Origin of the sequence: Marivivens sp. LCG002 (assembly GCF_030264275.1) — a bacterium.
Lineage (GTDB): Bacteria > Pseudomonadota > Alphaproteobacteria > Rhodobacterales > Rhodobacteraceae > Marivivens.
Map to the genome: position 1 here is coordinate 2,371,262 of NZ_CP127165.1, position 26,508 is coordinate 2,397,769.

At 61.7% G+C, this 26,508-nt stretch carries 24 protein-coding genes; 8 read left to right on the forward strand and 16 right to left on the reverse strand.

Annotation, left to right across the window (positions count from 1 at the left end; all coding sequences use genetic code 11):
• Positions 1–64 precede the first annotated feature (64 nt).
• From tolA to ruvC, 8 genes are all read right to left on the reverse strand, one after another.
• On the reverse strand, positions 65–1,189 hold the full coding sequence (gene tolA / locus QQG91_RS11670) for a cell envelope integrity protein TolA (RefSeq protein WP_285770399.1): 1,125 nt from the start codon (positions 1,187–1,189) through the stop codon (positions 65–67).
• 7 nt (positions 1,190–1,196) lie between these two features.
• Positions 1,197–1,664: a protein TolR gene (gene tolR, locus QQG91_RS11675; RefSeq protein WP_285770400.1), complete on the reverse strand. Its 468-nt coding sequence runs from the start codon at positions 1,662–1,664 to the stop codon at positions 1,197–1,199.
• Positions 1,665–1,667: 3 nt separating this feature from the next.
• Positions 1,668–2,342, reverse strand: coding sequence for a protein TolQ (gene tolQ / locus QQG91_RS11680; RefSeq protein ID WP_285770401.1), 675 nt, complete (start codon positions 2,340–2,342; stop codon positions 1,668–1,670).
• Positions 2,343–2,450: 108 nt separating this feature from the next.
• Positions 2,451–2,840, reverse strand: coding sequence for a tol-pal system-associated acyl-CoA thioesterase (ybgC, locus tag QQG91_RS11685; RefSeq protein WP_285770402.1), 390 nt, complete (start codon positions 2,838–2,840; stop codon positions 2,451–2,453).
• On the reverse strand, positions 2,837–3,466 hold the full coding sequence (locus tag QQG91_RS11690; RefSeq protein WP_285772348.1) for a hypothetical protein: 630 nt from the start codon (positions 3,464–3,466) through the stop codon (positions 2,837–2,839). Before QQG91_RS11690 ends, ybgC begins: the two co-directional genes overlap by 4 nt.
• A gap of 73 nt (positions 3,467–3,539) precedes the next feature.
• Complete coding sequence (gene ruvB, locus QQG91_RS11695; protein ID WP_285770403.1) at positions 3,540–4,562, reverse strand: Holliday junction branch migration DNA helicase RuvB; 1,023 nt, start codon at positions 4,560–4,562, stop codon at positions 3,540–3,542.
• Between the two features lie 9 nt (positions 4,563–4,571).
• On the reverse strand, positions 4,572–5,225 hold the full coding sequence (gene ruvA / locus QQG91_RS11700) for a Holliday junction branch migration protein RuvA (protein WP_285770404.1): 654 nt from the start codon (positions 5,223–5,225) through the stop codon (positions 4,572–4,574).
• Positions 5,222–5,731: a crossover junction endodeoxyribonuclease RuvC gene (ruvC, locus tag QQG91_RS11705; protein WP_285770405.1), complete on the reverse strand. Its 510-nt coding sequence runs from the start codon at positions 5,729–5,731 to the stop codon at positions 5,222–5,224. The genes ruvA and ruvC overlap by 4 nt, the downstream gene beginning before the upstream one ends.
• Before the next feature lie 285 nt (positions 5,732–6,016).
• Here ruvC and QQG91_RS11710 point away from each other — a divergent pair, with 285 nt between their 5' ends.
• Positions 6,017–6,208 carry a DUF1127 domain-containing protein gene (locus QQG91_RS11710; protein ID WP_285770406.1) on the forward strand — a complete coding sequence of 64 codons (192 nt, stop codon included), beginning with the start codon at positions 6,017–6,019 and terminating at the stop codon, positions 6,206–6,208.
• On the opposite strand, the gene QQG91_RS11715 is transcribed toward QQG91_RS11710, so the two are convergent.
• From QQG91_RS11715 to QQG91_RS11730, 4 genes are all read right to left on the reverse strand, one after another.
• The gene (locus QQG91_RS11715) at positions 6,209–6,541 is read right to left on the reverse strand and encodes a hypothetical protein (RefSeq protein WP_285770407.1); all 333 of its coding nucleotides are present in this window, start codon (positions 6,539–6,541) and stop codon (positions 6,209–6,211) included.
• Positions 6,542–6,641: 100 nt separating this feature from the next.
• Positions 6,642–7,514 (reverse strand): 50S ribosomal protein L11 methyltransferase, encoded by an 873-nt coding sequence (locus tag QQG91_RS11720; RefSeq protein WP_285770408.1) that lies wholly within the window; start codon positions 7,512–7,514, stop codon positions 6,642–6,644.
• A gap of 7 nt (positions 7,515–7,521) precedes the next feature.
• Positions 7,522–8,754 carry an MFS transporter gene (locus QQG91_RS11725; RefSeq protein ID WP_285770409.1) on the reverse strand — a complete coding sequence of 411 codons (1,233 nt, stop codon included), beginning with the start codon at positions 8,752–8,754 and terminating at the stop codon, positions 7,522–7,524.
• An 80-nt stretch (positions 8,755–8,834) separates the two neighbouring features.
• On the reverse strand, positions 8,835–11,051 hold the full coding sequence (locus QQG91_RS11730) for a primosomal protein N' (RefSeq protein ID WP_285770410.1): 2,217 nt from the start codon (positions 11,049–11,051) through the stop codon (positions 8,835–8,837).
• Between the two features lie 145 nt (positions 11,052–11,196).
• Between QQG91_RS11730 and QQG91_RS11735 the strand changes: the two genes are divergently transcribed.
• The 3 genes from QQG91_RS11735 to QQG91_RS11745 are packed head-to-tail and all read left to right on the forward strand — an operon-like array spanning position 11,197 to position 13,534.
• The gene (locus tag QQG91_RS11735; RefSeq protein ID WP_285770411.1) at positions 11,197–11,904 is read left to right on the forward strand and encodes a DUF484 family protein; all 708 of its coding nucleotides are present in this window, start codon (positions 11,197–11,199) and stop codon (positions 11,902–11,904) included.
• Between the two features lie 3 nt (positions 11,905–11,907).
• Complete coding sequence (locus tag QQG91_RS11740) at positions 11,908–12,831, forward strand: tyrosine recombinase XerC (protein WP_285770412.1); 924 nt, start codon at positions 11,908–11,910, stop codon at positions 12,829–12,831.
• Positions 12,832–12,838: 7 nt separating this feature from the next.
• The gene (locus QQG91_RS11745) at positions 12,839–13,534 is read left to right on the forward strand and encodes a CDP-alcohol phosphatidyltransferase family protein (RefSeq protein ID WP_285770413.1); all 696 of its coding nucleotides are present in this window, start codon (positions 12,839–12,841) and stop codon (positions 13,532–13,534) included.
• Here QQG91_RS11745 and QQG91_RS11750 read toward each other — a convergent pair.
• Together QQG91_RS11750 and ileS are read right to left on the reverse strand one after the other, a co-directional pair.
• A complete protein-coding gene (locus QQG91_RS11750) occupies positions 13,531–13,947 on the reverse strand; it encodes a GNAT family N-acetyltransferase (RefSeq protein WP_285770414.1) in 417 nt (138 codons plus the stop codon). The genes QQG91_RS11745 and QQG91_RS11750 overlap by 4 nt on opposite strands.
• Before the next feature lie 53 nt (positions 13,948–14,000).
• Positions 14,001–16,898, reverse strand: coding sequence for an isoleucine--tRNA ligase (gene ileS / locus QQG91_RS11755; RefSeq protein ID WP_285772349.1), 2,898 nt, complete (start codon positions 16,896–16,898; stop codon positions 14,001–14,003).
• 253 nt (positions 16,899–17,151) lie between these two features.
• Between ileS and QQG91_RS11760 the strand changes: the two genes are divergently transcribed.
• Positions 17,152–17,556, forward strand: a complete 405-nt coding sequence (locus QQG91_RS11760; protein WP_285770415.1) for a group III truncated hemoglobin — start codon at positions 17,152–17,154, stop codon at positions 17,554–17,556.
• Here the strand turns inward: QQG91_RS11760 and QQG91_RS11765 are convergent.
• Both QQG91_RS11765 and QQG91_RS11770 read right to left on the reverse strand, forming a co-directional pair.
• A complete protein-coding gene (locus QQG91_RS11765) occupies positions 17,553–18,548 on the reverse strand; it encodes a YcjF family protein (RefSeq protein WP_285770416.1) in 996 nt (331 codons plus the stop codon). The two genes, QQG91_RS11760 and QQG91_RS11765, sit on opposite strands and share 4 nt — an antisense overlap.
• Complete coding sequence (locus QQG91_RS11770; protein WP_285770417.1) at positions 18,545–19,960, reverse strand: YcjX family GTP-binding protein; 1,416 nt, start codon at positions 19,958–19,960, stop codon at positions 18,545–18,547. Before QQG91_RS11770 ends, QQG91_RS11765 begins: the two co-directional genes overlap by 4 nt.
• 96 nt (positions 19,961–20,056) lie before the next feature.
• Here QQG91_RS11770 and truA point away from each other — a divergent pair, with 96 nt between their 5' ends.
• The 3 genes from truA to QQG91_RS11785 all read left to right on the forward strand — a co-directional run bounded on the left by truA (position 20,057) and on the right by QQG91_RS11785 (position 26,504).
• Positions 20,057–20,830 (forward strand): tRNA pseudouridine(38-40) synthase TruA, encoded by a 774-nt coding sequence (truA, locus tag QQG91_RS11775; RefSeq protein ID WP_285770418.1) that lies wholly within the window; start codon positions 20,057–20,059, stop codon positions 20,828–20,830.
• 74 nt (positions 20,831–20,904) lie between these two features.
• Positions 20,905–22,731: an autotransporter assembly complex protein TamA gene (locus tag QQG91_RS11780; protein ID WP_285770419.1), complete on the forward strand. Its 1,827-nt coding sequence runs from the start codon at positions 20,905–20,907 to the stop codon at positions 22,729–22,731.
• Positions 22,731–26,504, forward strand: coding sequence for a translocation/assembly module TamB domain-containing protein (locus QQG91_RS11785; protein ID WP_285770420.1), 3,774 nt, complete (start codon positions 22,731–22,733; stop codon positions 26,502–26,504). Before QQG91_RS11780 ends, QQG91_RS11785 begins: the two co-directional genes overlap by 1 nt.
• The last annotated feature ends 4 nt before the right edge of the window (positions 26,505–26,508 follow it).

A 26,508-nucleotide genomic window follows, 5' to 3' on the forward strand; every position in this document is an offset into this window, starting at 1 on the left:
CATGACTCGGGCAATTGATAATCTTTCGAACCGGCAAGAATACGCCAAGATGTGATGTATTGTTTCATCTTAGACGCATAGTTGCAGGATCAAATGTCAAAACCACCTGTTTCCAGTGGTCGTATTTGTCGGCAGGGAGGTTGAACCCACGCGCACCGCAGATCATCACCGCGCGCCGTGCGGTCTGGAATGCGGTCTGAGCAAGGTTATCCGTCCCGCCCGTCGCCGAGACAAAGCGCACGTCCCCGTCCACCTTGCCTTCGGGGGTAAGATCGAACTCTACCGTCACCACGACCCGCGCCCATTCGGCACCGGGGTCGACCGACCAACAACTGCTCACCGCAAGACGGAAGGCCTCTTGCTCCGAACCTGTCAGCGGGGGACCCGACGCCGTGGCGGTCGCAGGCGCCGAAGATTGGCTCCCTCCAGCCAAAAGCGCGGCAAGCTCTTCGGCTTCGGCATCCGTCGTGTCCGCAGCGGGCGTTTCCTCGGCCTGTGCCGTTTCGGTTTGCGGCGCAGGGGTCGGACGCGAGGGGCGCACGGCAGGACGCGGCGATGTATCGGGCGCGCCTGCAGGTATCTCGGCCTCTGTCACGATCTCGGTTGTCGTCTCTTCGGGTGCAGCTTGTTCCTGCACCACGGTTTCCTGTTCGGCAGGCTGCTCGGCATCCTCTTCGACAGCGGCCTGTTCGACAGGGGCGGTCTCTACATCAGGGGGCGGCGGCGCAACGGGCGTATCGGCCACGCGGTCCGCTTGACGCACTTGCGGGCGCTCGCTGACAGGCAAATCGGGCGCTCCGGCAAGCACCTCGGGTTGCGGCGGCTGGGGCGCTGTATCCGTCACTTCGGCGGGCGGTGTCGGCGGCTCGGGCTGGGCAGGAGGCGGCGCTTCCTCGGCAGGGGCTTCGGTCACGTCGGGCTGAACGGCTTCGGGAGCGGGGTCCTCTTGCGGAGCCTCGAGAGCGGGCGCTTCTTCCACGACAGGTGCGACGGGTGTCGTCGGCACCTCGGTCGTGGGTTGCGGCGAGGTCGCGCGAACGAGCGCCTCAAAAGACTCGCCCGACACGACCGTCACTTCGGTGATCTCGAACTCGAGCGGATCACTGCTCAATCCCCATCCGGCCAAAAGCCAGATAAGGAGAGCCAGATGGCCTGCGCCCGAGACATAGGTTCCGTAACTTACGGGCATAGCGCCCTTACTCCTGCGCCCCGCCAGGCGCTGTTGCGATGTCGGTCACAAGACCGATATTCGAGAAGCCACCCGCATTGAGCAGCCCCATAACCTGAGCGACACGATCCCAATTGTTGGACCCGTCCGCACGGAGATAAATCCGGTCAGAGGTCCGCTCTGCTGCAATCGCCTGAAGTTTCTCCACAAGTTCCGCTTCGTTCGTGTCCGAATTCTGGATCATAACGACGCCCTCTGCGGTGATCGTCACGGTCAGCGGCTCTTCCTCGTCGGCGGGCAAAGCACTCGCTTGCGTCTTGGGAAGCTCGACAGGAACACCGACCGTCATCAAGGGGGCCGCGACCATAAAGATGATCAAAAGCACGAGCATCACGTCGACAAACGGCGTGATGTTGATCTCGGACATCGGCTGGGCGCCGCCGCGACGTCGCCGCCGCCCTCCGCCCGAAGCCTTTTTCATGATACCCGCGCCCATGGATCAGCTGTCCAGCTGGCGCGAAAGGATCGTCGCGAATTCGTCGGCAAAGGCCTCGTAGCCAGAGAGGATGCGGTCGCTATCCGCCGAGAGCTTGTTATAGAAGATAACGGCGGGGATAGCAGCCAAAAGACCAAGTCCCGTCGCCAACAGCGCCTCGGCGATACCGGGGGCCACAACGGCAAGGTTGGTGTTCTGTTGCTGGGCGATCTCGATGAAGGAATTCATGATCCCCCAAACAGTCCCGAAGAGCCCGACGAAGGGTGCGGTCGAACCGACAGTCGCCAGAACGGGGAGCCCCTTTTGAAGGGCGCTTGCCTCTTTGGCGATGGCCACATCCATAGACCGATCGATACGGGCCTGCGCCCCCGCGATCAGACCGCCGTCCTGACGGTGGCTGCGACGCCATTCGAGCATACCCGCCGCAAAAATCCGCTCCGACTGACCGCGCGGCTTGGTGCCGATGGCATCGAACAGCTCGTCCAGCGGCTCGCCCGACCAGAACGAACGATCAAAGATCGCCGCTTCGGCGCGTGCCTTGCGGTATTGGATCATCTTGTCCACGATGACCGCCCAGCACCAGATCGAGGCACCGATCAGCATGATCATCACAAATTTCACCATAAAAGTGGCACGCGCAAAGAGTGCCCACATGGTGTAGTCGGTCGCTGCTTCCATAAATCTGCTCGTTTTTAGTGGCCGTTCGGGCCTATTTGGACCCGATTTACCCCATTTACGCGAACAAAGCCAATAGAACCGCGATCACAGCTCTGTTTTTCGCTGAAATCAGTGCAATGGTCGGCGGAGAATTGCCGGAAGCCGTGCAGGCGCGCCATTCGCGCCGATGGCGACAAGTGTCACATGCGCCGAAAAGAGCTTTTCGCCAGCGCGAAGCACATCCTGAGATAGAACGATCCGTGCACCCGTAAGCGACTCGACCCGCGTTTCGATGGTCAGTTCGTCGTCGAATTTGGCGGGGTGAAGGTAATCGGCTTCCACACGGCGCACCGCAAAGACGATCCCTTGCTCCTCCTTGAGCCGCGCCTGATCCACGCCCTGACTGCGCACCCATTCGGTGCGCGCACGCTCGATGAACTTTAGGTAATTCGCATAATAGACGATCCCCGCAAGATCGGTGTCCTCGTAATAGACGCGGCAGGAAAAGGTATGGATCACGACAGGGTCTCCTTTGACATGCGGGCAAAGAGCCGTAGGGCGTGTGTCTTTTCCTTGGCCACCGCCGGCAGGATCGGATCATAAACCGCCCTGAGTACGCCACCGATTTCGGGACGCAGCACGGGGACCCCCTTGGCCAGAGCAAGCGGCGAGGTTTCCGCAAAAGCGCTCTCGGACCAGAGCGCGAGCATTTGCACCGCCTGCCCCAAGGCGATGGTTTCGGCAGGAAGCTTGGACATCTCGGCATCCATCCGCAAGAACACGAAACAGGCGCAAATCGCGCCGTCCCTGTCAAAACGGAAAATGCGGTATTGATTGGCCTCGGCACGCTCGAGCCGCTCGACCACTTGGCGCAGTTCGGGAACGAGCTGATCGAGGTTCGGAACTTCGACAAGATCATTCCACTCGCGGCAGAAAAAGAACATCAGGTTGGCGCCGAACTCGGGATCGGTTTCCGCCATCTTGTGGCCAGCAAAGCCGACCACCAATTCAATCGCGCCCTTGATCGTCGAAAGCGTCGCATCTTCGACCCCGAAGACAACGGGGACAATCGGCCGCCCCCAACGCGCACAGAGGAATTCGCCATCGGCTCGGGTGAAATGGGCCTCGATCTGGTCGGGTGTCATCATCGGCACAGTCTCGCGTCTTCGGTCATTTGGCGCTCTCTTTGCACATCTCGGCGCAAGAACCAAGTCGCGCTTACTTCCCGAAGAGATCCTGTTGACCCTTGGGGGCATCAAGCCCGAGGTGACGCCAAGCCGCTTGCGCCAGCATCCGCCCACGCGGGGTGCGCTGGATCAATCCCTGTTGCAGAAGATAGGGTTCGATCACTTCTTCCAAGGCATCGCGGCTTTCGGACAAGGCCGCCGAAAGCGTTTCGATACCGACTGGGCCGCCGCCATAGCTCTCTGCGATCAGCCGAAGATAGCGACGGTCTGCCCCGTCGAGCCCAAGGTGATCCACCCCGAGCCGCGTCAGGGCACGATCCGCCAGAGCACGGGTCACGCGCCCATCTCCTTCGACAATCGCGAAATCCACCACTCGGCGCAAAAGACGACCCGCGATCCGCGGTGTGCCGCGCGCGCGGCGGGCAATCTCGAGAGCGCCGTCCTCATCGGCAGGTGCGCCAAGGAGCCGCGCTCCCCGTTTCACGATCTCGTTAAGCTCGGGCACCGTATAGAACTCGAGCCGCGTCGGAATGCCGAAACGATCCCGCAACGGCGTCGTCAAAAGCCCCAAACGCGTGGTCGCGCCCACAAGCGTAAAAGGTTGCAATTCGATCCGCACCGTGCGCGCCGCAGGCCCCTCGCCGATGACGAGATCAAGCTCATAATCTTCCATCGCGGGATAGAGCACTTCTTCGACCGCTGGGTTCAGACGGTGGATCTCGTCGATAAAAAGAACGTCCCGCGCCTCAAGGTTTGTCAGGATCGCCGCCAAATCCCCCGCCTTGGCCAGAACCGGCCCCGAGGTCATACGGAAATTCACCCCAAGCTCTCGCGACATGATCTGCGCCAGCGTGGTTTTCCCCAAACCGGGCGGACCATGGAAAAGCGTGTGATCCATCGCTTCGCCCCGCTGCTTGGCGCTCTCGATAAAGACGCGAAGGTTGGCGCGGGCCTCGGCCTGACCGATAAACTCTTCAAGTCCCTGCGGGCGCAAAGCGCGATCGCGGTCTTCTGGCTGCCTCTCGGGGCGCAATGTCGGATCAGGTTCGGTCATTACACGGCCTTACTTTGGAGCAAGCAGCTTGAGCGCCGCACGGATAAGCCCGTTTGTATCAAGATCAGGCGTCTCGCCCAAAGCCTGAGCCACAGCGCTCGCGGCCTCGGACGGACCATAGCCAAGGTTACCGAGCGCTGAAAGAGCCTCTGGCTGCGCCATGTTCTGGACGGGGGGCGCTTTGCGGGGCTTCGGCGCTGCGTCTTCGATCACCTCTTCCACATCGACGGCCTCGGCCGTGCCGCCCGACATCGCCATCACACTCGGGGCTTTGTCCTTGAGTTCGATGACCACACGCTGCGCGGTCTTGGGGCCGACGCCCTTGGCCTTGGCCACAGCGCTCCAGTCGCCCAACGCGATCGCACGGCTTACCCCGTCCGCGCCAAGCGCCCCAAGGATCGCCATAGAGGCCTTGGCCCCGATCCCTTGGACCGACATCAACAAGCGATGCCATTCCTTTTCAACCAGCGTCGTGAACCCGAAAAGCTGAAGCAGATCCTCGCGCACGAGCAAATCGGTATAAAGCGCCACCGCCTCGCCCTTGGGCGGAAGCGACGCCATGACCCGGTCCGAGACATAGACGATATACCCGACCCCACGAACATCGATCAGGATATGGTCGCTGCCCTTGTAATCGATACGGCCCGAAAGTTTTCCGATCATGCGCCCGCTTTCAGAATGGCCCGCTGGAGATGCCCCGCAGACTGGCAATGGTGGGAATGGCAAATCGCGATGGCCAAAGCATCCGCCGCATCCGCGCCCGCGATCTTGACCCCGGGAAGCTGGAGCTTGACCATATGGTCGATCTGCCGCTTGTCCGCGTGCCCCACACCGACCACGGCCTTTTTCACAGCGTTCGGGAGATACTCCCCAACCTCGAGCCCCGCTTGCGCAGGCACGAGCAAAGCCACCCCGCGCGCCTGCCCCAATTTGAGCGTGGCCACAGCGTCCTTGTTCACAAAGGTCTGTTCCACGGCGGCAGCAGTCGGCGCATAGGTCCGGAACACTTCGGTCAATTGGCGATGAAGGGACAAAAGCCGTTCCGACAGCGCCGCAGCCCCGTCGGATTTGCAGATACCATTCGCCACATGGGTCAAACGAGAGCCATCAACGTCGATGATTCCCCATCCCATGTTGCGAAGACCCGGATCGATTCCGATCACCCGCATGCTCTGCCCCTTGTTTTTGTTCTGGAACAAGGACTAGCACAAAACAAGAACACCCGCCAAGCCCTTTGTCCATCGCCTATTCGCGACCCTTCGAAAACGGCATACGACACCCAGTCTCGGGTTTGCCCGAAAACCAAGCAAAACAAAGGCGATTTGCACGAAATGAGGCATGCTGTGAATGCATAAGAACTATGCAAAAACACCTTCTAGTGCTGCGCTGCAGCAAAGTTTATCTGCCGCTCGAAACGAATTTTGGTCAGCGTTTGACCCACAGGAGATTGTCCGATGATCGAAGTAAACCAGTCCCGCGCCCTCAGCCCTCGCGCGTTCTATATCGCCTATGTCGCCTGCCTTGATGCCATTGATGCGGTCAAGCAAGCCTATGCCCGCCACAAGACCAAGCGCGAACTCGAAGCGCTCAGCGACCACGAGCTTGCCGATATCGGCCTCACGCGCTCGATGATCGACAAAATCTGATCAGTCGGCGGAAACGAACGTCGCTATCCGAGAGGTTAAGGGGTCGATCTTGAGAAGAGCGGCCCCTATTTGCTCGGGCAAGGTCCCCTGAGCCATCGCAAGACGTTGCTCTTCAAAGTGGTCGGCACCGATGCTTGTGACCGCAATCGTCTTGAGCACGAAAAACAGCCCCACGACAACAAACAGCGCCGCAAACGGAAAGCGCACGTCGATTTGGCGCGGTCGCAGCACGGGGCGCTGTCCCACATTGAAATCGACGCCGTAGATCGCTTTCATACGATCTTCGAACGACGGCTCGTGCCATTGGACTGGGTTTTGACGTGACTGTGACATTACTCAACTCGGGACCTAATCTACCCAAGCTATATGCCAAATGTGTGGCGGTCCACTGGCATAAGTCGGGCGAAATCATGTCACTGTCGCCAGAGCGCGATCAATCCTTGCGCATGGTAAGCGTTGTCCAGTCTCCGATGCTCGATCGCTTGTAAGAGCCGAAACCGTTTGCCCGATAGGTCTCTTCCACCGAATCGGCTTGCTCGTTCAGAATGCCCGAGAGGATGATGAAACCACCGCTTACGAGGTGCGCCGACATCTCGGGCGCAAGAGCGATCAGCGGACCCTTGAGGATGTTCGCAAAGATCAAATCAAAGGGTGCGACCTCGGCCAATGCGGGAGTGTCGAACCCTGCCGCTTCGACACAGGTCACCTTGCCGACAAGCCCGTTCGCGACGACATTCGCCTCGGCCACATCAACAGCCACGCGGTCGATGTCGGAGGCAAGGATCGGAACGCCGTCCCAAACCCGCGCCGCCGCCATGGCAAGCACGGCCGTGCCGCAGCCGATATCCGCAACCTTGCCTGCTGCAAGCCCGTCATCGAGCAGCGCATCGAACGCCTTGAGGCAGCCCAGCGTCGTGCCATGATGGCCCGTGCCAAAGGCCATCGCCGCATCGATCAAGAGCGGAACACGGCCCGAAGGCACCTTGTCGGCGTCATGGCTCCCGTAAACGAAAAAGCGTCCCGCTTCGACGGGCGCAAGCTCGCGGCGAACCTTGGCGACCCAGTCCTGATCGGGAATCTCCGAGACAACGAACCCGTTCGCCTCGTGCATCGCGGCAAGCAGGGCAAGCCCCGCCTGATCGGGTTCTTCGGTGAAATAGACCGCAACCTCCCACAGTCCCGAGTCGTCCTCGACCTCGAACGTGCCGACGCCCGTGGGCTCGGGGAAGAGGTTCTCGCATTTCTCGGCCAGAGCCTCTGCAGCAAGTTGACCGTTGATCGTGGTGATGGCGCTATAGGTCGTCATAAAAGTCTCATTCAGCAGGAGCCGCGACAGGGCGGGCAAAGATTGTCTCGTTCCCGGGCATCGGGTGGCGCGGGATCAAAAGTGCAAGAAGGAAAGACACCGAGGCCATTCCTGCGGCAAGAACAAACACCAAGAGCGGCGAATAGAGCCAAAGAACCCCAAGAACAACAGGCAGAAACACCGCTGCAATGTGGTTGATCGTAAAAGCCACCGCTGCGGTCGGGGCGATATCACCCGGATCGGCGATCTTCTGGAAATAGGTTTTGAGCGCGAGCGCCATGGCAAAGAAAATGTGGTCCACCACGTAAAGGGCCGAGGCCACGACGACACCCCAGCCGAACCAATAGACCCCGCCATAGGCCAAAAAGACCGTCACAAGCCCTGCGTATTCGATGAGGAGCGCGCGCCGCTCGCCAAAGTCGGAGACAACGCGCCCGATCACGGGGGCAAGCACCATATTGGCGATCAGGTTGATCAGGAAGAGCCCCGTCACTTCGTGCACTTCGAAGCCGAATTTCTCGACCATCATGAAGCCCGCGAAAACCACGAAAATCTGGCGCCGTGCGCCGGCCATGAACTGGAGCGCATAGTAGAGCCAATAGCGTTTGCGCAGGATCATCTTTTTGACCTGCGGATTGGGCGACTCGAATTGCGGATAGGCAAAGTAGCAGAACACCGCAATCACGGCCGTAATCCCGCCACCGACGAGGTAAACAAGATTATAGCTCAGATCAAAGGCCTTCCACGTCACGACGATCGACCCATAGGCCACAAAGGTCGCCGCCGATCCCGCGGCCAGAAGCCAGCCGAGCGTTTGCGGCGCTTTTTGCTTGTCGATCCACTGGAGCTGCAGCGACTGGTTCACCGTCTCGTAGTAATGGAAACCGATCGACGACAGGAGCGTGATGGTCAGAATCCCGCCCAACGTCGGAAAATAGGCCGTCACCGCCGTCGCCACCCCCAGAAGGAAAAGCGAAAGAACTCCAAGCACCTGTTCACGAAGGACCATGATCACAAGGATCACACCAATAGCGAGGAACCCCGGAATTTCGCGCACGGTGTGCAAAAGCCCGATATCGCCGCCGTCGAAATTGGCGACCTCGACCACAAAGTTATTGAGGAGCGCCGACCACACGTTAAAGGCCACCGGCATTCCCATCGCCATGAGAAAAAGAAGCGAGATCGGTCGCCGCCAAAACGGCAGAGTCTGCGCATCGGACAATTTTACAATTCTAGCCATATCCGCTCGATACGCCGAAAGCCGCCCGATGGCGAGAGGGAAACGCGCAACAGATATGCCAGTTTAGTTAAAGCACGCCGCTAGTAGAAACTCTGCGGATCAATGTCGATGGAAAGCCGCACCGAACCCGGCACCCGCACTTGAGCGACCCATGCGGCCAAAGCCTGTTGAATGGGCGCGCCCTTGGCTGCCTTGACCAAGAGCCGCACGCGGTGACGCCCCCTGATCCGCGCAATCGGCGCGGGCGCGGGACCATAGACCTGCGCCCCGATCTGTCGGAGCGGGCCGTCCCGCTTGGCAAGCTCGGACCCGAGATCGAACACCTCTTGAACCGATGGCGAAGACAGCACAATCCCCGCCATACGCCCATAGGGCGGCACGCCCGCCATGCGGCGCTGCTCGGCTTCGGCGGCCCAGAAATCCTCTTCGTCGCCCGAAAGGATCGCACGGATCACGGGATGTTCGGGCTGATAGGTCTGGAGCACTGCTTCGCCCTGTGCCGCAGCCCGTCCCGCGCGGCCCGCCACTTGCCGCATGAGCTGGAACGTCCGTTCCGCTGCGCGAAGATCCGACCCCTGAAGTCCGAGGTCCGCGTCGATCACCCCCACCAGAGTGAGCAGCGGAAAGTTATGCCCCTTGGCTACGATCTGGGTGCCGATGATAATGTCGGCCTCGCCCGCTGCGATCTGCTCGATCCGTTCCTTGAGCGCCCGCGCCGATCCGAACAGATCGGACGAAAGGATCACGGTCCGCGCATAGGGGAAAAGCGCTTCGACCTCCTCGGAAATCCGCTCGACGCCAGGCCCGACGGGCGCAAGTTTTCCTTCGACCTGACACGAGGGGCAAGCCTCGGGCATCGGCTTTGTTTCGCCGCACTGATGGCACATGAGCCGTTTGAGGAATCGGTGTTCCACCATGCGCGCATCACAATGATCACAAGCGATCTGATGGCCGCACGCACGGCAAATGGTAACGGGCGCATAGCCACGACGGTTCAGGAACACGAGCGACTGCTCGCCCTTTTCGATCCGCCGCGTGATCCCCGACTGCAAGCTGGGCGAAATCCATCGCCCCGAGGGGACATCCTCGCTGCGCATGTCGATCGCACTTATCTTGGGCATCACCGCCTCGCCGAACCGCGAGACGAGATCGAGCCGCCGATACTTGCCCGCATCCGCATTCGCCCAGCTTTCAAGGCTCGGCGTCGCCGAGGCAAGAACCACCTGCGCATCGTTCAGAGACGCCCGCAGCACCGCCATATCCCGCGCGTTATAAAGCGCCCCGTCCTCTTGCTTGTAAGAGGTGTCATGCTCTTCATCGACGACGATCAGACCAAGATCGCGGAACGGCAGAAAGAGAGCCGAGCGTGCACCGACAACCATCTGGGCCTCGCCCTGACCCACCATTTTCCAACAGCGCCGACGCTCGGTCATGGTCACGCCCGAGTGCCATTCGGCAGGCTTCGCCCCGAAACGCGCTTCAACCCGCGTGATGAATTCCGACGTGAGCGCGATTTCAGGGAGCAACACCAAGGCCTGACGACCCAGCCGAAGACATTCGGCCACCGCTTCAAGGTAAACCTCGGTCTTGCCCGACCCCGTCACCCCCTTGAGCAAGGTCGTGGCGTATTTGCCCTCCCGCATCCCTTGGGTGATCACTTCGGCGCAGGCCGCCTGATCCTCGGTGAGCGTTTTACCGCCATAGCTTGGATCAAGCCGCATATAGGGCGTATCGCGCGGCGTATCTTCTTCGCGCACGGCCCCCATCTTGACCAGCCCCTTGACGACAGAGGTGCCGACCCCCGCCATTTCGGCCAGTTCGCCAAGAGTGAAAGACAACCCGCCATAGTCGCGCAAAACCTCGATCACCCGCGCACGCGCCTCGGTAAGACGCTCGGGCACGCCTTCCCCCAGACGATAGACCTTGCGCATCGAAGGCGCATCACCAAGTCCGGGCGCACGGGTCGCAAGCCGTAGCATAGCGCTCATCGGCGTGAGCGTGTAATCCCCTGCTTTCAAAAGGAAACTGCGCATTTCTTCGCGCATGGGCGCAACATTGAGCACACGTAGGATCGACCGCACCTTGGCATAGTCGAAATCGCCCTTGCCCTCGCCCCAGACGACGCCGAGAACCTTGCGCGGACCAAGCGGCACCTCGACGAAAGCGCCGCGCCAGCAGCCGCCTTCGGGGGCTTTGTAATCCAGAATCCGGTCAAGGGGCTGTGCGGTCAACACGCCGACAAGCTCGCCCTCTTCAAAGAATTCCTTCACCTGCACTTGGGTCCCCGTTCTGTCCATTTATGGGGAGGTATAGCTTTGATCGACCTTCGCCAACCCCGAAGCCCCCACACCGCCTTTGCATTTTTCAACCAAAAGATTGCAAAAACCTTGCATAAACCCTTATAAGGTTACCCAAAGTTCGCCAAGAATAACGAGTAGTCCAATGAGCCAAGGCGCGATGATCGACGAGAAAATCCGCGAAACCATCATGGCCGCGCCCGAAGCGCTGCTGGATGACACAGACATCATGCGTGCTCTGGTCGCCGCAAACGAACGCACGATGGGCGGCAATATCGTCGATCTTCGCGGAATCGCGATGGAACGGCTCGAGTCGCGTCTGGACAGGCTCGAGGATACCCATCGTTCGGTCATTGCAGCGGCCTATGACAACCTCGCTGGCACGAACCAGATCCACCGCGCGGTTCTGCGCATGATGGAACCCACCAAGTTCGAAGATTTCCTCAAGGACCTCGGCGGCGATGTCGCCGATATCCTGCGCGTCGACTCGATCCGTCTCGTGCTCGAATCGGTCTCCAAGGCCGAGGACCCCGCGCTGCGCAAACTGGGCGACGTGCTCGCCGTGGCAGAGCCGGGATATGTGGAAACTTATGTCACCCAAGGGCGCAATACACCGCTTCGCCAAGTCACACTCCGACAGGTGCAACCCGCCAAGGACTCGCTCTTCGGCGACAAGTCGGATTTCATCCGCTCCGAGGCGTGTCTCGTGCTCGATTTCGGCGAGGGGCGGCTTCCGGGAATGCTCCTCATGGGCTCCGAAGACCCGCATCAATTCAATCAGGCCCAAGGCACCGATCTTCTCGCCTTTTTCGGCGGAGTGTTCGAGCGCGCCATGCGGCGCTGGCTTGGCTGATCGGTGCTGTCCCCCGCACTCACAAGGTCCCTTGACGACTGGCTGGCCCACGCACGCGCAATCGACGGTGCATCGGACAATACGCTCAAAGCCTATCAGGCCGACGTTCTCGGCTTTCTCGGGTTTATGGCGCAGCACCATGGCGACCAACAAGGGCTCGGCCCGATTTCACGCCTTACGGTAAGCGATATGCGCGCTTGGATGGCCCATGAACGCGGGCGCGGCGTCTCTGCGCGGTCCCTCGCGCGCGCGCTTTCTGCCGTCAAGACATTCTACCGCTGGCTCTCCGAACGCGAAGACTTCGAGCCGACCGCCGTTCTTTCCACCCGTGCGCCCAAGTTCCAGAAGAAACTGCCCCGCCCGCTCGCGCCCGATGCGGCAACCGATATGCTTTCCACCATCGATCTCCAATCCGGCGAGCCGTGGATCGCTGCGCGGGACGTGGCTGTGGTTACTTTGCTCTATGCCTGCGGGCTGCGGATCTCCGAGGCGCTCGGCCTCACGGGTGCTGCCTTTCCGCTCAAGGACGTGCTGCGCATCATCGGCAAAGGCGGAAAAGAGCGTCTCGTTCCCGTCCTGCCTGTCGCCCGATCCGCGGTCGCCGACTATGTCCGCGCCTGCCCCTTCGATCTCGCGCCGTCGGGGCCGCTGTTTCGGGGTGCCCGCGGCGGCCCCCTCAGCCCGCGCGCCATTCAAAAAGTCATGGAACAGGCCCGTCTTCAGCTCGGGCTGCCCTCTTCGGCCACGCCCCATGCGATGCGTCACTCTTTCGCGACCCATCTTTTGAACGCTGGTGGCGATCTGCGCACCATTCAAGAGTTGCTCGGACACGCGTCTCTCTCTACGACCCAAGCCTACACCGCCGTCGATACGGCCCGCCTGATGGACGTCTACAACCGCGCCCATCCCCACGCCCAATCGAACTGAGACCCCAATGTCGATCGAACGCAAAGCCCTCCTCGTCCATCTTTTTACCGCCACAGGCGCGGTCTTTGCGATGCTCGCCATGCTCGCAGCGGTCGACGGGCTCTGGGACGAAATGTTCATGTGGCTCGTCGTCGCCTTCTTCGTGGACGGAATCGATGGCCCTCTCGCGCGCCGCTATCAGGTCAAGCTCAACGCCCCCGTGTTCGACGGCGTGCTTCTGGATCTGATCATCGACTATCTGACCTATGTCTTCGTCCCCGCCTATGCGCTCTTCAAATCGGGGCTGCTGCCGGGGTGGACGGGCTGGATTGCGATCATCGTGATCACCTTTGCATCGGCGCTCTACTTTGCCGATACCCGCATGAAGACCAAGGATTACAGCTTCTCGGGCTTTCCTGGATGTTGGAACATGGTGGTTCTGGTGCTCTTTGCGCTGCACCCCAACTTCTGGGTGATCCTCGCGCTTGTCGTCGTATTGGCCGTCGCCATGTTCCTGCCGATCAAATTCGTGCATCCCGTGCGCACCGAGCGCTGGCGCATCGTCACCCTGCCCATGGCGCTCGCTTGGACAGGGTTCGCAGGCTGGGCCGCATGGGTCGGCTTCCATCCCGAAAGCTGGGCGCATTTCGGGCTGGTCGTCACCTCGATCTATCTGATCAGCGCAGGGGCCCTGCAGCAAATCCGCTACGGCAAAGACGGCTAGAGCGCCTTTGTCATAAGGCGATGCGCGATCCCCGCATCGTCGAACTCCGGCCCCTCGGCCACGAACCCGAGCCGCTCGTAAAAGGCAATCGCCGAGACCTGCGCACTAAGCCGCGCCTCGGTAAACCCTGCGGCTTTGGCGTGATCAAGCACCGCCTCCATCAGACGCCGACCAAGCCCCGTGCCCCGCGCGGCCTTGACCACGGCGACGCGTTGCACCTTGGCATAGCCTCGATCAAGCAGACGCGCGGTGCCCGAAGGGACACCGTTCTCCCGCGCCAGAAAATGGACGCACCGATCCTCGAGATCATCAAGCTCAAGCTCCGCAGGCACCTTCTGCTCCTCAACGAAAACAGTGGTGCGGATCGCGTAACAGGCCTGACGGTCCTCGGTGCTGGACACAACGGTAATCATATCATCCCCTTGAAAGTCCCAAGCGAAAAGGGCGCCCGAAGGCGCCCTGATCCTTATCCAAGCGCCGCGTCACAGCGGCCACAGACACCCTCGTGTTTGTGGGTCCCGACATCGGGCAGGATCTTCCAGCAACGTTGGCACTTCTCGCCCTCTGCCTCTTGGAATACCACAGCCACACCTGCGACATCGCCCATGCGGAATGCATCCTCAGGCGCAGGATCACTGGTCAGAACGATCCCCGAGGTGATGCACAGATCGTCAAAGGCGACGGTCTTGAGCGCATCCAGAACGTCTTGATCTTCGACATGGACCACAGGGGCCGCCTCAAGGCTGGCACCGATGACCTTGGCGGTCCGCTGGATTTCCAGCGCGGCGGTGACAACGCGGCGCACCTTGCGGATGTTGGCCCACTTCGCAGCCAGTGCCTCGTCCATCCACGCGGCGGGCGTTTCGGGAATATCGGTGAGATGCACCGATGCGCCCGCTTCCTTGTGACGTTCGAGCCAGACCTCTTCCATCGTGAACACGAGGATCGGGGCAAGCCATGTGGTCAGGCGGTTGAACAGGATGTCCATGACCGTTTGGGCCGCACGGCGGCGCGGCGTGTCGCCATCGCAATAAAGAGCATCCTTGCGGATATCGAAGTAATAGGCCGACAAATCCACCGTCGCAAAGTTGAACAGCGACTGGAACACGCCTTGGAAGTCGTATTCGGCATAGCCCTTGCGCACGACCTCGTCGAGTTCGGCAAGACGGTGCAGAACCCAGCGCTCCAGCTCGGGCATATCCTTGGGATCGACCCGCTGCCCCTCGTCAAAGCCCGCAAGCGAGCCGAGCATAAAGCGCATGGTGTTGCGCAGACGGCGATAGCTGTCGGCAACGCCCTTGATGATCTTGTCCCCGATGCGAAGATCTACGGTGTAATCCGACTGCGCCACCCAAAGACGCAGGATATCCGCACCGAATTCGTTGCAGACATCTTCGGGGGCCACGGTGTTGCCGATGGACTTGGACATCTTCATGCCCTTTTCATCCAGCGTGAAGCCGTGGGTCAGAACGCCCTTGTAAGGCGCACGCCCCTTGGTGCCACAGGCCTGAAGCATCGACGAATGGAACCAGCCACGATGCTGGTCGGTGCCTTCGAGGTAGAGGTCGGCGATACCGTCGGCCGTCCCATCGGGACGATCGCGCAGCACGAAAGCATGGGTCGAGCCCGAGTCGAACCACACGTCGAGCACGTCATAGACCTGCTCATAATCGTCGGGGTTGGCCTCGTTGCCGAAGACCTTTTCCTTGAAGCCTTCGACATACCACGCATCCGCGCCCTCGGCTTCGAAGGCTTCGGCGATACGGGCGTTGATCGCCTCGTTGCGCAAAAGGAAGTCGGGGTCGGTCGGCAAAGCCCCTTTCTTGACGAAGACGGTGAGCGGAACGCCCCACGCGCGCTGGCGCGAGAGAACCCAGTCAGGCCGCGCTTCGATCATCGAATAGAGACGGTTGCGGCCCGTTTGCGGGGTCCATGTTACCAGCTGGTCGATCGAGGTCAGCGCCCGTTCGCGGATCGTCTTGCCATAGGTGTCCTGACCGTCGTTCACCTCCTTGTCGATCGCGGCAAACCACTGGGGCGTGTTGCGATAGATCACAGGCGCTTTGGACCGCCAAGAATGCGGGTAAGAGTGCTTGAGCTTGGCCTTGCCGAAAAGACCGCCCGCACCCGCCATTGTCTTGATGTTGGCGACATTGGCGGGGCCTTCCTTGCCGTCGGAAAGGATGACATGCATCCCCGCAAACAGCGGCAAGTCCTTGCGATAGCTGGAATCTTCGGTGACGTTATAGGTCATCGGAAGCCCGAATTTCAGGCCGAGTTGATAGTCGTCATCCCCGTGCGACGGCGCGGTGTGGACAAAGCCCGTGCCCGCCTCTTCGGTGACGTGATCACCCGGCAGCATCGGAACATCAAAGTCCCACTCGCCGTTGCCGCCCTCGATCCCGCGATAGGGATGGGCAAGGATCATGCCTTCAAGAGCGTCGGCCGCGACATCGCCGACCTTTTCGAACGCGGTCACGCGGACGCCCTGCATGACGCTTTCGGCCAGCGAATTGGCAAGCAGAACGACTTCGCCGACCACAGCCGACGAATGCTCGTGCACTTCGGTGATACGGTAAAGCCCGTATTCGATCGAAGGACCGTACGCCACGGCGCGGTTTTGCGGGATGGTCCACGGGGTGGTGGTCCAGATCACGACCGTAAAGTCATCACCCGAAACTTTCTCGCCACCGACAACAGGCTTGAACCGCACCCAGACCTGATGGCTGGTGTGGTCGTGGTATTCGACCTCGGCCTCGGCCAGTGCGGTTTTCTCGACCGGCGACCACATCACGGGCTTGGAGCCTTGATAGAGCGTGCCGTTCATGAGCAGCTTCATGAACTCTTCGGCGATGACGCGCTCGGCGTGGAAGTTCATCGTCAGATACGGATCGGCCCAGTTGCCCGTGATCCCCAGACGCTTGAACTCTTCGCGCTGGATGTCGATCCAGCCTTCGGCGAACTTGCGGCATTCCTGACGGAAATCGACGACGGGAACCTCGTCCTTGTTCTTGCCCTCGGCGCGGTATTTTTCCTCGATCTTCCATTCGATGGGAAGCCCGTGACAGTCCCAGCCCGGAACATAGCGCGCGTCCTTGCCGAGCATCTGCTGCGAGCGGACGATAAAGTCCTTGAGGATCTTGTTCAGCGCGTGGCCGATGTGCAGATGGCCGTTCGCATAGGGAGGGCCATCGTGCAGGATGAAGGGCTCGCGTCCCTCCTTCTCGCGCAGACGGTCATAGATGCCGATCTCGTTCCAACGGGCAAGCCACTCGGGCTCGCGCTGCGGCAAACCCGCACGCATCGGAAAGTCGGTTTCGGGAAGGTTCAATGTGTCTTTGTAGTCAGGCGTATCGGCGCACATAGGAGCGTCCTTTTGGCGGATCATCAGTCATTTCGGGAATATCGGTGCGAGTTCTCAAACACCTTTGCCCGGCGTCTCTGGTCGTCAGAGCGCCGGGGAAATAATTCGAATGATGATCAGGTTCGGTTCCATCATGCGCAGGCTTATAGGACGCGGAAGGGCAAGGGTAAAGTGGGGCATTGGACCTGCGTCAGCTTGGCTACTTGCCGTTGTGCGGACATCGCGCGAAACTATCTCATATAGGAGAACACAAATGGCAGAAATCACACCAAGATTTCCGATCTCCGACGAAGAGATTGCCCGCGTTGTTCACGAGTTTTACGCAGTTGTTCGCACCCACCCCGGACTTGGTCCGGTGTTCAATCGTCACGTCAAGGATTGGACCGCCCACGAAGCCAAAATCATCGAGTTTTGGCGCAATGCGATCATGTTCGAACGCAACTATACGGGCAACCCGATGAAAGCCCACATGGAAGCGCGCGACGTCAAAGCCCAGCACTTCGATGTTTGGCTCGGGCTGTTCGACTCGGTTCTGCGGCGTGAATTGCCGCCGATCTCGGCCCATGCCTGGTCGATCCTTGCGCATCGCATCGGCCGAGGGCTGCGTCTTGGAGTGGAAGAGGCGAAGCGCCCTGTGGACGCCCCGCCGACCTTCTAGGTGCTTTTGCCGAAAAGCCCCGCCAGTGCACGCCCCACAAGGTCGTGGACCTGCGGCTTTTTGCCGACCACAAAGGGCAGCGGACGACAGACCTCGATCGCGGCGACCCCGACCCGAGCGGTCAGCGCCCCGTTGATCACGCCCTCGCCAAAGCGGCGCGAGACCTTGGAGAGCACGCCGCCCCCCGCAATCGAGCCGATGAGATCGTCCCCGACCGCGACGGCCCCCGTCGCCACCAGATGCGCAAAGACCGATCTGGCAAGCCGCCAATTCCCCAAAGTTCCCGAACGTCCGCCATATATCTCGGCAACGCGGCGGATCATTCGAAGGTTCGCGGTGAGTGCCGTCACCACATCCGCCAGCGCAAGCGGCACAATCGCCGTCACGGTGGCCACCTGTCGGGCGGCGGCCCGAACCTCTGCCGCGGCCTGCTCGTCCAGAGAGCGGAGCACTTCTGCCTCGGCGATCCCCAAAAGTCCGTCGGCGTCGAAAACCTCGCCCTCGCGCGATTTGACCTTGGCCAAACCAGCCGCGAGCTCGGGCCGCCCTGCGTAGAGTGCGCCGATTTCCTTGAGAACCCCCCGCGCCGCCTTGATATCGCCCGAGGCCGCAGCCCCAGAGGCACGCCGCGCAATACCGTCAAGCCGCTTGAGACGGCGGAACGATGCGACTTCGCGCAGCGCGATGATCAAGAGCACAAGGACAAAGCCGAGGAACAAAACCGTGACGATGCCGCCCAGAACGGGATTGCGTGTCAAAAGACCCGTCACATAATCCCATGCCGCAAGTGAAACCACGAAACCCGTCAGCGACAGGAGCAGCCCCCAAAACCATTTGGCAAGCGACGATCCGCGTCGGCCCATGACATTGGCAACAGTGGTCATCGCCACAGGCTGCGCATAGGTCGGCTCGTCGATGATCTGCGGCGCGTCGGCGGGGCTTTCGATCCGATCGTCAAGATCGATATGAAGGGGGCCTGATGTCTGGCTCATAGCCTGTCTCCGATCAAATACTGTGCCGCCCGATCAAGACGGATATGCGGCGGCCCCTCGCCCGCGCGAAGCGTCAAAGGGGCGGGCGCGAATTCCATCACCCGATACCCGCCACTGCTCCAGTCGCGCGCGCCCGACCGCGCAGGCGCAAGAACATGCGAGGGATCGATCGGCAGGGTCCCAGGAAACGAGGCGGCATTCGACCCTGTATCAAGCCTTCGTCCTTTGACGACGTCGACCTCTTTGCCGCTATGGGTCACGGTGTCCTCGGTCGTTGTCCGCAAGGCCGCAATCGACATGGCCGAAGTCGCAGCCCCTGCGAAATCGGCGCGGTCCTTGGCATCACGGAGCAGCGCCTCGGCCAATGCGGTCAACGCCGCGTGTTGGGTGTGATGCAGATGATCCGCCTTGGTCGCTGCGAACAACAGCTTTTCCACCTTGTGACCCGTCAGGATTCGGCTCAGGAAATTGTTCCTACCGGGACGAAACGCCATCAGGATATCGGCCATCGTCTGCCGCAAATCCTCAAAGGCCTGCGGCCCTGCACTCAGCGCCCCAAGAACATCGACAAGCACCACCTGTCGATCGATCCGCGCAAAATGCTCGCGATAGAACGGTTTGACGACGTTGCGCTTGTAACTCTCGAAGCGGCGCTCGAACTCCTGATAAAGCGATCCCTTGGCCGCACCCTCTGGCCTGTGCAGCGGCGCAAAGGTCAAAACGGGCGACCCTTCAAGATCACCGGGCAACAGGAACCGTCCCGGCGTCAGATCGGAAAATCCCTCTTTGCGCGCCGTCTCGAGATAGGCGCGATACGCGAGGGCAAGGCTACGGGCGCGCTCTTCGTCAAGCGGCGCATCCCCTTGGACATTGGCGACGGTGGCGGCGTAATCGCTCCCCGCCTCGCGCTTGGTCAAACGGCCCAGCGCCTCGGCGGACCATTCGGCATAGCTCTTGTCCAAAAGCCCCAGATCAAGAAGCCATTCACCGGGATAGTCGACAATATCGATGTGCACCGTCCGCGGCCCCGACATCCCCGCCAAAAGCCCGCGCTGCGCGACCTTGAGCGACAGGCGAAGCTCGCTCACTCGCCGCGTGCCTTCGGGCCAATGCGGATTGTCCGAGGTGATCGCGGCAAGATGGTCCTCATAGGGAAACCGCGGGATCGTGTCGTCGGGTTGCGGCTGAAGATAGGCCGACAATATCCGCCCCTCACCCGCCGCAAGAAGCTGCGGCATACGTCCACGGTCCAGCAAATTCGCGACAAGCGAGGTGATGAACACCGTCTTGCCTGCACGGGAAAGCCCCGTAACGCCGATACGGATCACGGGATCGGAAAACGGAGCGACCAAGGTTTCTCCGACCGTTTCAATGCTGCGCCCGAGTTCGCGGGCAATATCATCAATGCGCAACGGCGTTCCTTTCTCGCTTTGCGCACCATAGATAGGCACTTCGCAACCCGCTGTGTAGGGATTGATTTCCAAAGGGTTTGGACCTAAGCGCGACACATGCCCCGTTATGCGCTTCAGGTCGAATATCACGGCGCCCCCTTTGCAGGTTGGCAAAGGCAGGCCGATCAGCCCTCGGTTCAGGGCGCGATCGAACACGCGCTGTCGAAACTCGAACCGCGCGCCCATACCATTGCCGCAGCGGGCCGCACCGATGCGGGCGTCCATGCGACGCATCAGGTCGCCCATTGCGATATGGAACGCGACTGGGACCCGTTTCGTCTGTCCGAAGCGCTCAACTTCCACCTCAAGCCCGCACCTGTCGCCATCGTCCGCGCCGCGCGGGTTGCCGATGACTGGCACGCCCGCTTTTCTGCGGTCGAGCGCCGCTATACCTTTCGGCTGGTGTGTCGCCGCGCCCCCCTCGTGCACGAGGCAGGCCTTGTCTGGCAGGTCAAACATCCGCTCGACGGCACGCAGATGCAGGCGGGGGCGGATCGGCTTTTGGGGCGGCACGATTTCACAACCTTCCGCTCGTCGATCTGTCAGGCGGACAGCCCCGTGCGCACGCTCGACGAACTCCGTGTCGAAGAGATCGCCCGCCCGGACGGACAAGAGTTCCGTTTTCACGTCCGCGCACGCTCTTTCCTCCACAATCAGGTAAGAAGCTTTGTAGGCACGCTGGAACGTGTCGGATCGGGCGCTTGGACCCCCGATGACGTGACCCGTGCGCTCGAAGCCAAAGACCGCGCCGCGTGCGGCCCTGTTTGCCCGCCCGAAGGTCTCTACCTGTCGGGGGTCGGCTACCCCGACGATCCTTTCCCGCAAATCTAGGCAAAGCCTCGCCGATAGCCCGCAACGGATTCACTTGGGGTAATTTTTCCGATACACGGAACCCAAGAATACCGATGAACGTTAACCCATCGGAACAGACGGAGCGCGCCTTGGGCAAACTGAACCGAACTTTGACGACTGCGGCTTTTCTCGCCGTGGTGACTTCTGCGACCGCGCAAGAGGTCGAACTTCGCTTGGCGGATGAATTTGCCGATCTCGCCCCCGCGATCCAGAGTGCCTCCCTCACCCTCTCGCTCGGTCAGGAAGAGGGAACGCTGCCGCAAGATTACATCGCCGCCGCCCGTGCCGATTACCGCCGCATCCTCACGGCGCTTTATGCCTCGGGCCACTACGGTGCGACCGTTTCGATCAGGATCGACGGGGTCGAGGCCGCAGGAATGTCCCCCCTGACCCGCGTCTCTTCCGTCAATCGCGTCGACATCACGGTCACGCCGGGCCCGAGTTTTCGGTTCGGCACCGCCTCGGTCCAACCGATGGCCGAAGGGACCGACCTTCCCTCGGGCTTTGCAACGGGCGAAATCGCCGAAAGCGGTCTGATCCGCGACGCCGCAAAAGCCGCTGTCGAGGGATGGCGGGACGACGGCTATGCCAAAGCCGACATCAGCGCCCAAAGCATCCGCGCCAATCACTCCACCGAAACGCTCGACGCCGCCCTGACCGTCGGAACGGGTCCACGCCTGACCTTCGGCACCGTCGCGGTCGAGGGCAACAACGGGATACGGGCCGACCGTATCCGCGACATCGCCGGCATCCCCGAAGGCGAAACCTTTTCGCCCAAAGCGCTGTCGGACGCGGCCAGCCGTTTGCGGCGCAGCGGCGCTTTCAGCTCGGTCGCCATCACCGAAGACGAAGCGATCGGGCCGAACGACACCCTCGCCACCCTCATTCAGGTGGACGAAGCCACCCCCCGCCGTTTCGGTGTGGGCGCCGAACTTTCCTCTTCGGACGGGCTCGTGCTCAACGGCTATTGGCTCCACCGCAATTTCCTCGGCGGGGCCGAGAGCTTTCGGATCGAAGGCGAGATTTCAGGCATCAGCACCAAGGGCACGTCCACGCTCGACTATAGGCTGAGCTATGACTTCCTGCGCCCCCAGACTGGCCCCTTCCGCACCGACTTTTATTCCAACGGTGCCATCGAAGTGCTCAACGATCCCGGCTATTTCCTCAAGCAGGTGCGCGCCGAGGCAGGCTTTACGCGCCTCTTCGACACCCTCACCCTTTCGGGCGGTGTCGGCTTCTCCTCTGCCGAAGTGCGCGACGATCTCGGCACGCGGCGCTATTCGGTGGTCAATGCCCCCTTCAGCTTGGAATGGGACAGACGCGATACACCGCTTGACGCAAGCTCGGGCTATTACCTGAAATCGACCGCAATGCCGTTCTTCGGGATCGGGGCCGTCGACAGCGGCCTTCGCGCCGAGGTGGATGCCCGCGCCTATCGCAGCTTTGGTGAAAGCGACCGCCTGACCCTCGCCGCGCGCGGCCAGCTTGGCGCCATCGCAGGCCCGACCGCAGAGCGCACGCCCGCAGATTACCTTTTCTACTCGGGCGGAAGCGACACCGTGCGCGGGCAAAGCTATCAATCCTTGGGCACCACTCTCAACAACGGGGTCAAGATCGGCGGCCTCTCCCTTGCCGCCGCCTCGCTCGAAGCACGCTATGACGTGACCGAAAAAATCGGCGCGGTCGGCTTCTTCGACATCGGTTATGTCGGTGCCGACGCGGTCCCTCTGCGCAACGGCAACTGGCACGCAGGCACGGGCCTCGGCCTTCGGTATGACACAGGCATCGGGCCGATCCGCCTTGACCTTGCCACGCCTGCCAACGGCGGACGCTTTGCCAAAGCGCTGAGCGTTTACGTCGGGATAGGACAATCCTTCTGATGCGCTATCTGACCCTTTGTTCCATCGCCCTCGTTGCGACCCCGCTTCTCGCTCAGGATACAAGCCAGCAAGAGGCCGACCGTGGCTATCTCGCGGGACTTATCGAAAACGCGCTTTCGGGATCGGGACGGCAGGTCATCATCTCTGGCTTTGCAGGGGCGCTCAGCTCCAAGGCAACGGTCGAGCGCCTGACCATCGCCGATGCCGACGGGATCTGGCTTGATGCGCGGGGCCTTACGCTCGATTGGAACCGCGCGGCCCTCCTTCGTGGCGCAATCAGCGTTGAAGAGTTTTCCGCCGCCGAACTGATCGTGCACCGCGCGCCCGTCGCTGGCGAAAGCGCACCAACGCCCGAGGCCACGCCCTTTGCACTCCCTGATCTTCCCGTGTCCATCGACCTTGGAACGCTCGAGATCGGCCGCGTTACGCTGGGTCCCTCCCTCTTGGGCGAAGAGATTGCGCTGACCCTAAACGGCACTGCCTCGCTCTCGGACGGTGAAGGAAACGCGACCCTCAACGCCGCGCGGCTCGACGGCGCCGAAGGACGGCTCGGCCTCACAGGCAGCTTCATCAACGAAACGCGGTTTCTCGACCTCGACCTGATCCTGACCGAAGGAGAAGCGGGGATTGCGGCGCGTCTTCTTGACCTGCCCGATCAGCCAAGCGTCGATCTCGCGCTCAAAGGCACAGGCCCCCTTACAGACTTTTCCGCAGAGCTGACCCTCGCCACCGACGAGATCCAAAGGCTCGCAGGCAACTTTGCCCTCGGCGCGGTCCCGACCGATGTCGAAGGCCGCTTTGATCGCACCTATTCGCTCGATCTCGGCGGGGATGTCACTGCGCTCTTTCTGCCGCAATATCGCGACTTCTTTGGTCCCGACATCTCTCTCAGGGCGAGCGGCACCCAATTCGCCCAAGGCGGGTTGACGCTCGACACCCTCGATCTTGCGGCGCAAAGCATCACCCTCCAAGGCTCCGCCGCGATCGACGCCCAAGGCTGGCCCGAAAGCTTCAGCCTCACGGGCAACATCGGCGCGGCGGATCAAAGCGCCGTGGTGCTGCCCCTCGCAGGCCCCGTCACCCAAATCGAAAGCGCAGAGATTGCGGTTTCATTTGACGCCACCTCAGGCGAGGCTTGGACCGCGAATATCAGCGCCACGAACTTCGAACGACCGGGGCTCGGTATTCCGTCCCTTGACCTGAGCGGCGGCGGCATCATCCGGCGCGGCGACCTGAACGGGCTTGGACAGATCACCGCCGACCTCGACTATGCGGCGCAAGGCATCGCTCTGGATGACCTCGGCATGTCCGATGCTTTAGGGGATACCATCGCGGGACGTCTCGCCCTCCGCTATGGCGAAGGCACTCCGATCAGCATCGACACGCTGACCCTGAACGGGGCGGGCCTTAACGTCCAAGGCACCGCGTCCATCGACACCCGTGACACCCTTGCCGTCACCACCGACCTTCTGGTCGAGGCTCAGGCGCTCGAACGGTTCAACACCCTGCTCGGGCAAACCTTGGGCGGCAGCGCTTCTCTGGCTGTTGCAGGGGACATCGCGCCGCTTTCGGGTGCGTTCGACTTCACCGTCGATGGCCGAACGCAGGATCTCGCGCTCGGGATCAATGAACTCGACGGCCTTATTGCGGGCCAAGGCACGCTTTCGCTCGAAGCGGAGCGCGACGAAAACGGCACCCGCCTTCCGCGGCTCGCCATCCGCACCCAAGGCGCAAATCTCGACGCAAGCGCCGCAATCACTTCGGGGGCGAGTTCGGGGGATCTCACGCTCGCGATTGCCGATCTCGGACGTATCCGCGACGGTCTTTCGGGCGCGGCCACCCTGACCGCCAAAGGCACGCGCAGCGCAGAGGCCCAAGTCGACCTGACCGCAGAGCTGACGCGCGGCTCGGACACCATCCGCCTTGCCGCGCAAACGCCCGATATGACCCAAGGCGCGCCCTTCGACGTGACCCTCGCCGCGCAGATCGCGCAGATCGCGGACTATGCCCGCGCCTTCGATCAAAGCCTGAGCGGCGGCCTCGGCATCGAGGCCCAAGGCACCCTTGCCACGGACGCGAGCACTTTTGACCTTGATCTGACCACGCGGGGCCAGAACCTCGCATTGGGGATCGATGCCGCCGATACGCTCCTGCGCGGCGGCTCCACCCTCGCCGCCAAGATCACCCGCGACGCAGGCGGCACCATCGCGATCACCGATGCCGATTTTGCGGCCCCCAACGTCTCAGCGGCGGCGAATGTGACACTTGGCGGCGGCTCCTCTCGCGCCACCTTCAACGCGCGCTTCCCCGATATCGCCGTCATTACGCCCGACATCAGCGGTGCAGCCACCCTTGACGGCACCGCCCGCCAAGGCACCGACGGCGCTTGGTTGATCGACATCGACGCCAGCGGACCAGGCGGCACGAGCGCCAACGTCAACGGCCGTGTCGGCACCACGGGCCGTCTCGACATCGCGGCGCGGGGCGTCGCAGCGCTCGGCCTTGCCAACAGCTTTATCGAACCACGCCGCATTCAGGGGACCGCCGACTTCAACCTGCGTCTCGCGGGTCCTGCCGCACTTTCGTCCCTCAGCGGCAGCGTCTCGGCCACGGGCGCACGCCTGAGCGCTCCGACGCTGGGGCAATCGGTCAACGATCTGGGCTTTGATGTGACCTTGGGCGGCAATCAGGCGCGGCTCACCCTGAACGGCGCTCTTGAAAGCGGCGGCGCTATCGCGGGCCGTGGCTCGATCGGGTTCGGCACAGGACTGCCTTCGGCGCTGACCATCGACCTGAACGAGGTGGTGCTGCGCGATCCCGAACTCTATCAAACCACCGTCAACGGCTCGGTTGCGATCAACGGCAATCTTGCAGGCGGCGCAATGATTGCGGGGACGCTCAACCTCGGCGCTGCGGAAATCCGCGTGCCCTCCTCTTCGGTGAGTGCCTTGGGCGATCTGCCCCAAGTCGCCCATGTGAATGCCCCTTCGGATGTCGCGGCAACGCTGGGCCGCGCGGGTCTCACACTCGGCGGCGTTGAAATCGGCCAAGCCGCAAGCGGCGGCTCTTCCCGCCCGTTCGGTCTCGATCTCGCGATCAACGCACCGTCCAAGATTTTCGTGCGCGGGCGCGGGCTTGACGCTGAACTCGGCGGACGACTGACCATCGGCGGGACCACTGCAAACGTCATTCCCGTCGGCCAATTCGATCTTGTCCGTGGTCGCCTCAATATCCTGCAACAACGCTTTGATCTCGACGAGGGCGCGGTCTCGCTTCAGGGCGGCTTCGTGCCCTTTATGCGTCTTGTCGCCACCTCCAAGGCGCGGACGGGCACCACGGTCAGGATCATCGTCGAAGGTCCCGCAGACGAACCCGAGGTGCGCTTTACCTCGACACCCGATCTGCCGCAGGACGAAGTCCTCTCGCAGCTTATCTTCGGACGTGATCTCGCCTCGATCACCCCGTTCCAAGCCGTGCAACTCGCCGCCGCCGTCGGGACCCTCGCGGGACGGGGCGGCACTGGGGTTGTCGACAACCTTCGCGCGGGGATCGGTCTTGACGATATCGACGTCACCTCGGACGACAACGGCAATGCCGCCGTGCGTGCGGGCAAATACATCTCGGACAACATCTATACCGATGTCACCGTGAGCAGCGACGGCACCACCGCGATCGATCTCAACCTCGATCTGACCGACAGCTTCACCGCAAGAGGAAGCGCGACCTCGGACGGGGAAACCAGCCTCGGTATCTTCTTCGAGAAAGACTACTAAGCAA